This is a genomic window from Aeromicrobium sp. CnD17-E (assembly GCF_024124745.1).
Lineage (GTDB): Bacteria > Actinomycetota > Actinomycetes > Propionibacteriales > Nocardioidaceae > Aeromicrobium.
Map to the genome: position 1 here is coordinate 1 of NZ_JAMXRU010000111.1, position 9,742 is coordinate 9,742.

General features: G+C 72.2%; 11 protein-coding genes. 5 read left to right on the forward strand and 6 right to left on the reverse strand.

Features of this window, described 5'->3' with window-relative positions; genetic code table 11:
* Positions 1–488: HNH endonuclease (locus NH339_RS15570; RefSeq protein WP_253026949.1), on the forward strand; the 488-nt coding region annotated here is incomplete at its 5' end.
* Between the two features lie 4 nt (positions 489–492).
* On the opposite strand, the gene NH339_RS15575 is transcribed toward NH339_RS15570, so the two are convergent.
* Together NH339_RS15575 and NH339_RS15580 are read right to left on the reverse strand one after the other, a co-directional pair.
* Entirely contained in the window at positions 493–1,356 is an 864-nt protein-coding gene (locus tag NH339_RS15575; RefSeq protein WP_253026950.1) for an ABC transporter substrate-binding protein, read from the reverse strand.
* 23 nt (positions 1,357–1,379) lie between these two features.
* Positions 1,380–2,072, reverse strand: coding sequence for a DedA family protein (locus tag NH339_RS15580; RefSeq protein WP_253026951.1), 693 nt, complete (start codon positions 2,070–2,072; stop codon positions 1,380–1,382).
* Positions 2,073–2,137: 65 nt separating this feature from the next.
* Here NH339_RS15580 and NH339_RS15585 point away from each other — a divergent pair, with 65 nt between their 5' ends.
* The gene (locus NH339_RS15585; RefSeq protein ID WP_253026952.1) at positions 2,138–3,613 is read left to right on the forward strand and encodes a hypothetical protein; all 1,476 of its coding nucleotides are present in this window, start codon (positions 2,138–2,140) and stop codon (positions 3,611–3,613) included.
* Positions 3,614–3,663: 50 nt separating this feature from the next.
* Entirely contained in the window at positions 3,664–4,809 is a 1,146-nt protein-coding gene (locus NH339_RS15590) for an MFS transporter (RefSeq protein ID WP_253026953.1), read from the forward strand.
* Positions 4,810–4,865: 56 nt separating this feature from the next.
* On the opposite strand, the gene NH339_RS15595 is transcribed toward NH339_RS15590, so the two are convergent.
* Positions 4,866–5,450 carry a M23 family metallopeptidase gene (locus NH339_RS15595; protein WP_253026954.1) on the reverse strand — a complete coding sequence of 195 codons (585 nt, stop codon included), beginning with the start codon at positions 5,448–5,450 and terminating at the stop codon, positions 4,866–4,868.
* 149 nt (positions 5,451–5,599) lie between these two features.
* On the opposite strand from NH339_RS15595, the gene NH339_RS15600 reads away from it, so the two are divergent.
* Positions 5,600–6,451, forward strand: a complete 852-nt coding sequence (locus NH339_RS15600) for an MOSC domain-containing protein (protein ID WP_253026955.1) — start codon at positions 5,600–5,602, stop codon at positions 6,449–6,451.
* A gap of 1 nt (position 6,452) precedes the next feature.
* On the opposite strand, the gene NH339_RS15605 is transcribed toward NH339_RS15600, so the two are convergent.
* The 3 genes from NH339_RS15605 to dnaB all read right to left on the reverse strand — a co-directional run bounded on the left by NH339_RS15605 (position 6,453) and on the right by dnaB (position 8,646).
* Complete coding sequence (locus NH339_RS15605) at positions 6,453–6,725, reverse strand: hypothetical protein (RefSeq protein ID WP_253026956.1); 273 nt, start codon at positions 6,723–6,725, stop codon at positions 6,453–6,455.
* A 9-nt stretch (positions 6,726–6,734) separates the two neighbouring features.
* Positions 6,735–7,175 carry a hypothetical protein gene (locus tag NH339_RS15610; protein ID WP_253026957.1) on the reverse strand — a complete coding sequence of 147 codons (441 nt, stop codon included), beginning with the start codon at positions 7,173–7,175 and terminating at the stop codon, positions 6,735–6,737.
* Positions 7,176–7,245: 70 nt separating this feature from the next.
* The gene (dnaB, locus tag NH339_RS15615; protein WP_083516529.1) at positions 7,246–8,646 is read right to left on the reverse strand and encodes a replicative DNA helicase; all 1,401 of its coding nucleotides are present in this window, start codon (positions 8,644–8,646) and stop codon (positions 7,246–7,248) included.
* A 393-nt stretch (positions 8,647–9,039) separates the two neighbouring features.
* Here dnaB and NH339_RS15620 point away from each other — a divergent pair.
* Positions 9,040–9,742 (forward strand): MATE family efflux transporter (locus tag NH339_RS15620; RefSeq protein WP_253026958.1); only part of this gene is annotated, 703 nt, incomplete at its 3' end.

The window sequence follows — 9,742 nt, forward strand, 5'->3', positions numbered from 1 at the left end:
CCTCCGGCCTGCCGCAGGACAGAGGCGTGCGCCCCCACGTCGACCTCACCGTCGACCTCGCCCAGATCGCCGACGACGCGAGCACCGCGACCGGCGAACTCGCCGGCTTCGGGACCATCGGCCCCGCGCAGCTCCAGCAGATGCTCTGCGACGCCGACCTCACCCCCATCCTCACCGCAGGCAGACACACCGTCCTCGACGTCGGCCGCACCCACCGCCTCGCCACCCCGGCTCAGCGCAAGGCGATCGTCAACCAGCAAGGCGGCACCTGCGCCGGCCCCGGCTGCAGAGGACCCGTCGTCCACGTCCACCACGTCCAGTACTGGTCCGACGGCGGCGCCACCGACCTCGCCAACCTCATCGGACTGTGTCCCCGATGCCACGCGGCCGTGCATCAAGGGTTCTTCACCATCGACCCCGACACCCACCAGACCCACCGCACCCTGCGCACCCGACACGCCAGCGCCCGCCGCACCCGAGCCGGATGAGTAGCTACTGCACGCGGCGGACCAGGGCGGACCGGTCGAAGAGCTCCGGGTGCAGCACCGACGCGAACGCCTCGACCCCGTCCACGAGTCGCGGACCGGGTCGCACCACCACGGCGTTGCCGTCGACGGCCCACACCTGCACGCCCGGCAGCTCCCGCGCCACCACGGCGGCCTGCTCGACAGCCCCGTCGAGACCGAAGCCGCACGGCGCCACCAGCACCACCTCGGGGCGCTCCGCGCGCAGCGCATCCCAGCCCGACGGTCCGGACGGCGTCCCCGCATGCATGCCCACCGGCTCGCCACCTGCGGCCGCCACCTGGTCCGGGATCCAGTGGCCGCCCGTGAAGAGCGGGTCCACCCACTCGACCACGGCCACCCGAGGACGCCGTCGACCAGCCACGCGGGCCTGCACGTCGGCCAACCGCCCCCGCAGACCCGCCACCACCGCCCGGCCACGGTCGACGACACCCACCGCAGCCGCCACCCGCTCCACCGACACCAGCACCTCCTCGAGGGTGTGCGGGTCGAGCGTCAGCACCTCGGCGCTGCACCCGAGGTGCGCCAACGCCTCATCCACCCGGTCGGTCGGCAGGGCGCACACGCGGCACAGGTCCTGCGTCAGTACGAGGTCGGGGTCGACGTCGGCGAGCGCCCCCTCGTCGAGGGTGTACAGGTCCACGCCCTCCTCACGCCGCGCCCGCACGTAGGCGTCGATCTCGCCCGGGGTCCACCCGCTCGTGTCGGCACCCGTCACCACCACACGGTGCTCCGACCGCGCCGACACCGGCTCGTCGCACTCGAACGTGACGGCCGCGAGACGGTCCTGCAGGCCCAGGGCGTAGACGATCTCCGTCGCCGACGGCAGCAACGACGCGATCCTGCGCGCGCCGCTCACTGGGGGCGGCGCGGACGGCGACGCGGGTAGCGCGGCAGCTGCCGCACCCGCACCACCACGAACACGGCGATGACGAGCAGGACCGCCAGGATCACCAGCTTCTGGAACGTGTCGGCGTAGGGCTCGACCTGCTCCCAGTTCTCGCCCAACCGGTAGCCGGCGACGACGAAGATGCTGTTCCAGATCAGGCTGCCCGCCGTCGTCAGCGCCAGGAACAGGCCGAACGACATCCGCTCCACGCCGGCCGGCAGGGAGATCAGGCTGCGGAAGATCGGCACCATCCGGCCGAAGAAGATCGCCTTCGTGCCGTGCTTCGCGAACCACGCCTCCGTCCGCTCGAGGTCGCTGACCTTCAGCAGCGGCACCTTCTCGAACACCCACACCGTGCGGTCGCGGCCGTAGGCACGGCCCAGCCAGTAGAGGATCGCCGCACCGATCACCGAGCCCGCCGTGGTCGCGAACAGCGCTCCGGCCAGGCTGAACGTGCCCTGCGCAGCGGCGAAGCCGGCCAACGGCAGGATGATCTCGCTCGGGATCGGCGGAAAGATGTTGTCGGCGCCGACCGCGAGCGCCACGCCGAACAGGCCGAGCTTCTCCATCAGGTCGACCGTCAGACCGGCCAGGCCGCTGTCCGGGCCCGTCGAGCTGGCGGACTGCACGAGGGCGGACGTCACGGCTGCGCTGATCACGAGGCGAGGGTACCTGCGCGCACCCGAGCCCGAGTCCGACGTGGCCCCGGGGCTACCGTCGCGGTATGCGATCTCGGGTCACACGCAGCGCCACCGTGCTCACCGCGACGCTCCTCCTGCTCTCCGGCTGCACGGGCGGCCACGACGAGGACGGCGACGCGACGACGACGTTCCGCACACCGTCGCGCGCGGTAGACGTCGTGGCCGGCGGCACTCCCGCCCAGAACGCCGTGGGCACCTCCCGACGACTGTTCGAACGCTCGGACGTGGCCATCGTGTCGGCTCGCAGCGCCCGTTCGCAGCAGCGGTCCGTGAAGGCGGCCGCTCGGCTCGGCGTCCCCGTGCTGCTCGTCGGACCCACCACCCACGCCGAGCTCGAGCGCCTCGGTGTGCGCACGACGCTGGCCGTCGGACCGAAGGACGCCGACTGGCCCGACCTGCCCGGACGTCGCCTCGTCGGCGACGACCAGGCCGACATCGACCGCGCCGTGGACCGGCTCCCTCGCACCTCGCCCCGCGAGGACGACGTCGTGGTGCTCGTCCACACGCCTGGTGCCGACCTCGCCTCCGTCGGCACCGCCCGCGCCGCCGGCGCGACGGTCGTCGGCGTGAAGGGCGGCGACCCGCGCGCGGACCGGCGGGCGATCCGTGCCCTGCGCGACGAGCCCGACGCGCCCGTGGTCGGCGTCGGTTCCACGTTCCGGCGCGGCCTCGGCTACGAGGTCACCGCCGTGCGGCGCGACCTGACCCAGCCGGGCGGCGGACTCCTCGTGTTCCCGGGGCGTCACGTGGTCGCGCTCTACGGGCACCCCGGCACCCCGTCCCTCGGCCTGCTCGGCGAGCAGGGCACCGCCGCGACGGTGCGTCGGGCCGCGCGACTGGCGCGCGAGTACCAGGAGCTCTCGGACCAGCCCGTCGTGCCCGCGCTGGAGATCATCGCGACCGTGGCCTCCTCCGAGGCCGGGGACGACGGCGACTACTCCGCGGAGAGCAGCGTGCGCGACCTGACGCCGCTCGTGAACGCGGCCGAGAAGGCCGGCCAGTACGTCGTGATCGACCTGCAGCCCGGCCGGACCGACTTCCTCGTTCAGGCCAAGCGCTACCGCTCGCTGCTGGAGCGCCCACACGTCGGCCTCGCCCTCGATCCCGAGTGGCGGCTCGCGCGCGACCAGAAGCACCTGACCCAGATCGGGTCGGTCGGCGCCTCGGAGGTCAACGCCGTCGCCGACTGGCTGGCCGACCTGACCCGTGAGCGCCGGCTGCCGCAGAAGCTCTTCGTGCTCCACCAGTTCTCGACGTCGATGATCCGCGACCGCAGCACCCTCGACGTCGGCCACCCGGAGCTGTCGACCGTGGTCCACGTCGACGGCCAGGGCACGCCCGGCGCGAAGACCGGCACCTGGAACACGATCCGTCAGGGCTCCCCGAAGGGCGTCCACTGGGGCTGGAAGAACTTCCTCGACGAGGACGAGCCGATGCTCACCGTGCCGCAGACCTGGCGCGACGTCCGGCCCCGACCGGACCTCGTCACCTACCAGTGACCCAGGCAGGACAGAGGCGGGTGCCCCTCCCGCGGTCCTACCCTGACCGCATGGACCGGACCCGCGTCGCCGTGAGCACCGGCTTCCTGCTCCAGGGCTTCACGTTCGCGGCGCTCGTCACGCAGACACCGCGCCTGCAGGACCGGTTCGACCTCGGCGAGGGCGACGTGACCGTCCTGCTGGTGGTGGTCGCGGTCGTGGCAGGACTCGGCAGCGTGCTCGCGGGCGTCCTGGCCACCCGTCGCTCGAGCGGGACGGCGCTGACCACGTCGCTGGTGGGGATCGGGGCGGGGGCTGCCCTAGTCGGCTGGGCGCCGTCGTACCCGCTGCTCGTCGCCGCCTTCACCGTCTACGGCATCGCGCTCGGCGGGGTCGACGCCAGCATGAACATGCAGGGCGTGCGGGTGGAGGCGCTGCGGGGACGCAGCGTGATGACCGGGTTCCACGCGTGCTGGAGCGTCGGCGGCATCGTCGGCGCCGGCTACGCCGCCCTCGGTCTGCCCCTGGGCGCCGGGCTGTCGGTCGTGGCGGTGGTCGTCGTCGCGCTCGCCGTGGCGTCGGCCCGCCACCTGGCCGCGGACGCGCCGGGGACGCAGGTCGACGACCTCGCGGCCGCCGCGACGATCCCGGTCCCCTGGCGACCCGTCCTGCTCTTCGGCCTGGTGATCTGCCTGTTCTACGCGGCCGACACGGGCACGGGGACGTGGAGCAGCGTGTACCTGCGAGAGGCTCTGGCGGCGCCCGGCTGGGTCGTGCCGCTCGGCTACGCCGCCTACCAGGTGGGCGCGCTGGCCTCGCGGGTCGTCGGCGACCAGCTGGTGCGACGCATGGGTGCGGCGCGTGTCGTGGCGGGCGGTTCCGCCGTGGGGGTGGTCGGCTTCGCGGGTGTCGTCGCGGCACCGGACGCCACCGTCGCGGTCCCCGCGTTCCTCGTGGCCGGGCTCGGCATCGCCGTCATTGCGCCGCTGTCGTTCGCTGCGGTCGGGGCGGCCGTCCCCCCTGAGGCGGCCGACGCCGCCATCGCCCGGATGAACATCGCCAACTACGTGGGCGCGATCCTCGGCGGGGCCGTGATCGGAGCGGTCGCGCAGGCCGGCAGCCTGCGGCTCGCGTTCCTCGTGCCGCTCGTGCTGGTTGCGCCGATCCTGCTGATGTCACGCTCCTTCGTGGACCCGAGGTCGACGCGTGTCGGCTGAGCGGACCGTGCGCGGCCCGGCCGACGGGTCCGAGGACCCGGCGGCCGGGGAGCCCGTCAGCTGCACATGGTGGTGCGCTTGTACAGGGCGTCGCCCCAGTACTTCGCCTTCGTGGTCTTGAAGTAGATGCCGGCAGCGGAGTCGTTGTAGCGCTGCTCGTAGTGCAGGTGCGCCGACGACTGGCCTCCGCTCTTGCCGACCCGGCCGATTCCGTTCGTTGCCAGGATCTTCTGACCCTTCGTGACGGAGATGACGCTGAGGTGCGCGTAGCGGGTGGACCACCCGTTCGCGTGGTAGACGTCGACCATCTTGCCGTACCCGCCGGGCCCCGTGCCCGCGAAGGTGACGACACCGCCGTTGCTGGCCTGGACCGGCTTGCCGAGGTCGCTGTCGCCGCCGGTCGGCAGGTTGAAGTCGATGGCGTTCAGCGGATCGTGGTTCTTGCGGGTGTTGCCGCGCCACTCCTGTCCACAGGGGAACGGGACCTCGAGCGAAGGTCGCTCGGCGGCGGCGGTCGACGCCCCGGACACTGTCGTCGACTGCTCGGCTGCACCCGCCGCTCCTGCCACGCTGGACACGGCCGTGCCGGCGCAGAGGGCGACTGCTGCCAGGGTCGAGGTGAGGGCTGATCGTCGGTTCATGAGGTGCTCCTGCCGTCGAGGGGCCCGCGGGTCGGGCCGTCGCTCCACGAGCCTGTTCCTCGGCACTGCGAACCCGCTGCGACGTCGGTGCGAACGCCTCGCAGCGGTGGCGCGGTCGCGTCGCACCTGGCCCGTGCGACAGTATCGGCGTGCAGCCCACCGTCGCGTCGCTCTGGCGCTATCCGGTCAAGTCGTGCCGCGGCGAGTCGCTCGCGCGCGTCGAGGTGGAGCCGTGGGGACTGGCGCAGGACCGACGGTGGATGGTCGTCGACCCGGCCGGGGGGATGGTCACCGCCCGCGAGCTGAACCGCCTGCTGGTGGTGCACGCGACGCTCACCGACGACGGGCTGCGGCTCACCGTCCCCGGTGCGGCCGCGGTCGACGTGCCGCTGCCGGACCCCACGGCGCAGGTGCCGATCTCGATCTGGTCGTCACGGCTCACGGCGGCCGACGCCGGCGACGGCGCCGCGACGTGGTTGGGCGAGGTGCTGGGTCGTCAGGTGCGGCTGGTCCACCTGGACGATCCTCGACGCCGTCCGACCAGCCCGACCTACTCCGAGCCGGACGACCGGGTGAGCCTGGCCGACGGGTACCCGCTGCTCCTCACCACCAGAGCGTCGGCGGAGGCCGTGTCGGCGGCGGCCGGGACGCCGGTGCCGATGCACCGCTACCGTCCGAACCTCGTCGTCGAGGGCACGGAGCCGTGGGGCGAGGACACCTGGCGACGGTTCCGGATCGGCGACGTCACGTTCCGCGTGGTCAAGGGCTGCGCCCGGTGCGTGATGACCACGATGGAACCCGACCACGACGCCGGCACGGTCGCCCGCGGACCCGAGCCGACGCGCACCCTCGCCCAGCTGCGTCGCTTCGGCAAGGGCGTCTGGTTCGGCGTCAACGTCATCCCCGACCGCCCGCTGCCGACCGGCGCGACGATCGCGCTCGGCGACCCGGTCGAGGTGCTCGAGGCCGCCGAGCCCGGCATGCCGCCGATCGGGTCGTAGCTCAGGCCGGGACTAGCTCGTGCAGCGCCTCACGGATCGCGGCGACATCACCCAGACGGTCCGGCGGGAGCCCTTCAGCCAGACGTTGCAGGCGCTCGAGCGGCTCGGCCGCGATGGGAGCTCGGTGGCGGGACGCGGCACGCGCGAGGATCGTGACCGCCTCGAGCTTCTCACCACCGACGACGAGATCATCGATGGTAAGTGAGTCGTCGCGCCCGAGGAACGGCCGCACGGCCGGATCCAGGATCGCGAGCAGCTCGTCGACGTCGGTCATCTGTCCAGGCTAGCCATCGATCCGCTGGTCATCCAGGGGAACATCCACACGACCATGCGGCGTGTTCTTGACGACTCCTCGGCCGCCGACCGGGAACGCCGTGGAGAACCGCCGTTGACCGGTCTCGTTGCGGCGCAGACGGACCACGACACGCACGTCGTCGAGCGTGGCGGTGAACCCGAGCCGGTCACCGCCATCTGAGAGGACGACGCTGTCCGGTTCTCGCATGACCCTCTCGACCCAGGGGCGCAGGTCCGTCCCCCACCGTTGCGGGAACTCGGTCTTGTCCCGCCGACCGACGCCCCACGCGTGACCACCGGCGTCCTCACTGTTCGGATCCCCCGAGACCAGGTGGATCTCGTCGGAGTGGGTGAGGACCGGCAGCTCCGACGGTCGCAGCGGGAGCGGTGTGCCGTCGGCCAACCGGACCGCGAAGATGTCGTCGCCCACCCGTGAACGGTACGAGGAGCTGCGGACAGGTCGAAGCCCGTCGTACACAGGCAGCGACGGCGCGGGAGCGTCAGCCGCCGTAGAACTCGCCGGCCGCCGCGCCCGGGGGCGCCTCGGCCTCGCGGGCCATGGGGGTGAAGCGGGAGTAGTGGCCCTGGAAGCTGACGGCGACCTTGTTGACCGGGCCCGAACGGTTCTTCGCGACGATGATGTCGGCCTCGCCGGGGCGCTCGGACTCGCCCGCACCCGTCGCGTCGGGACGGTTGATGAGGAAGACCATGTCGGCGTCCTGCTCGATCGAGCCCGACTCGCGCAGGTCGGAGATCTGCGGCGTCTTGTCGGTGCGCTGCTCAGAGCCACGGTTCAGCTGGCTGATCGCCACGACGGGGACGTTGATCTCCTTGGCGAGCAGCTTGATCTGCCGGCTGAACTCCGAGACCTCCACCTGACGGTTCTCGACCTTCTTGCCCGACGTCATCAGCTGCAGGTAGTCGATGACGATGAGGCCGAGCTTGCCGTCGGCGGCCTTCTGGATGCGACGCGCCTTCGAGCGGATCTCCGGCATCGTCATGTTGGGCGAGTCGTCGATGGTGATGGGCGCCGACTGCACGCGGGGCATGACCCGGCTGACCGCGTCCCAGTCGCGGTCGGTCATGCCGCCGCCGCGCATGTGGTGGATGGCGACCTTGGCCTCGGCCGACAGCAGACGCATCGCGATCTCCGCGCCCGACATCTCCAGGCTGAAGATGGCCGACGGGACGCCGTTCTTGATCGACGCGGCGCGGCAGAAGTCGAGGCCGAGGGTGCTCTTGCCGACACCGGGGCGGGCCGCCACCACGATCATCTGGCCGCCGCGGAAGCCGGTGGTAAGCTTGTCGAGGTCGGGGAACCCGGACTCCAGCCCGGCCATGTCGCCGTCGCGGGACTGGATGTCGTCGATCTCCTGGATGGTCTGCGCCATCAGCTCGGAGATCACCTTGTAGTCGTCGGTGCCGCTGCTGCCGTCGACGTCCAGGACCTCGGCCTGGGCGCGGTCGACGATCTCGGCGATCTCGCCGGTCTCGGCCCAGCCGAGCCCGGCGATCTTCTGCCCGACCTCGATGAGGCGGCGCAGGATCGCCTTCTCGCGCACGATCTCGGCGTAGTAGTCGACGTTCGACGCGATCGGGACGCCCGCCACGAGGGTGTGCAGGTAGGGAGCGCCACCGACCTTCGTCAGCTCGCCACGCCGCTGCAGCTCGGCTGCGACCGTGATCGCGTCGGCCGGCTCACCGCGCTGCGCGAGGTCGACGATCGTCTCGAAGATGGCCTCGTGCGCGGGACGGTAGAAGTCGCGGCCCTCGAGGAGGTCGTTCGCCGGGTCGATCGCCTGCTTGCTGAGGAGCATGGCCCCCAGCACGCTCTGCTCGGCCGGAAGGTCCTGCGGCGGGACACGTCCGGCGGGGACGTCGTCCTCGGGCTCGGGCCCCATGGCGTGCAGATCTGCGACAGTCACGCAGCAGCCTTCCTCTCTCGACCCACCCCACGGTAGGTCGAACCTCCGACACGTTCGCGCAGCCTCCCCGGTGGGCAGGTCCCTCGTCCTGTGCGACAGCCGACGCGTCACACTAGGGGCCCGGCGGGGGCCGAGGAAAGCCCGGCACGCACAGCCCGTGTGGACAAGGCTGGGGAGAATGTGGAAATCGCCGGAAAGCCTGTGCACAGTCCGTGGACGGCCTTGTGGAGAACGGGGGAAACGGGACGTGGAAACGGCGTCTGACCTGCGGCGATGCCGTGCACACACTGTGGGCCCACATTACGTGGACGTCATCCTCCGGCCACCTGCCGGTCGCATCGACATGTCGACAGCGGTGGTGAAGTTCCGGTGAAATCCACAGCCAGGCACAGAAACCTGTTCACCTGGGGGGCCGCCGACCGGCAGATCGTCGCGGTCGCCGTCCCGGCCTTCTTCGCCCTCGTCAGCGAGCCCCTGATGCTGCTCGCCGACACCGCGATCGTCGGCCGGCTCGGCGTGGCCGAGCTGGGCGGCCTGGCGGTCGCGTCGAGCGTCCTGCTCACGGTCGTCGGCCTGTGCGTGTTCCTCGCCTACGGCAGCACCGCGACGGTCGCGCGACTGCACGGCGCCGGCCGGGAACGGGCGGCGTTCGACGGTGCCACCGGGGGACTGTGGCTCGCGTTGGGGCTCGGCGCGGTGCTCGGCGGTGTGCTCGCGGCCGCGAGCCGTCCGCTGGCCGGCGTGCTCGGCAGCTCACCGGAGGTCGAGGGGCACGCGACGACCTACCTCCTCGTCTCCGCGCCGGCGGTGCCCGCCATGCTGCTCGTGCTCGCGGCGACCGGCGCGCTGCGCGGGGTCCTCGACCTGCGCACACCGCTCGTCGTCACCGTCGTCGCGAACCTGCTCAACGTGGCGCTGAACCTCCTGCTCGTGCACGGGGCGGGGCTCGGCGTGGCCGGGTCCGCTGCCGGCACGGCCATCGCCCAGTGGGTGGCAGCGCTCTGGCTGGTCGTCGTGGTGCTGCGGCGGGCCCGCGCGGCCGGGTCGTCGGGACGCCCCGACGTGGCGAGCG

Bases quoted from the DNA above. Each gene is read 5' to 3' on its own strand.
- NH339_RS15585 (WP_253026952.1), top strand. From the start codon at position 2,138: ATGCGATCTCGGGTCACACGCAGCGCCACCGTGCTCACCGCGACGCTC.
- NH339_RS15590 (WP_253026953.1), top strand. From the start codon at position 3,664: ATGGACCGGACCCGCGTCGCCGTGAGCACCGGCTTCCTGCTCCAGGGC.
- NH339_RS15595 (WP_253026954.1), bottom strand. From the start codon at position 5,450: ATGAACCGACGATCAGCCCTCACCTCGACCCTGGCAGCAGTCGCCCTC.
- NH339_RS15605 (WP_253026956.1), bottom strand. From the start codon at position 6,725: ATGACCGACGTCGACGAGCTGCTCGCGATCCTGGATCCGGCCGTGCGG.
- dnaB (WP_083516529.1), bottom strand. From the start codon at position 8,646: ATGGGGCCCGAGCCCGAGGACGACGTCCCCGCCGGACGTGTCCCGCCG.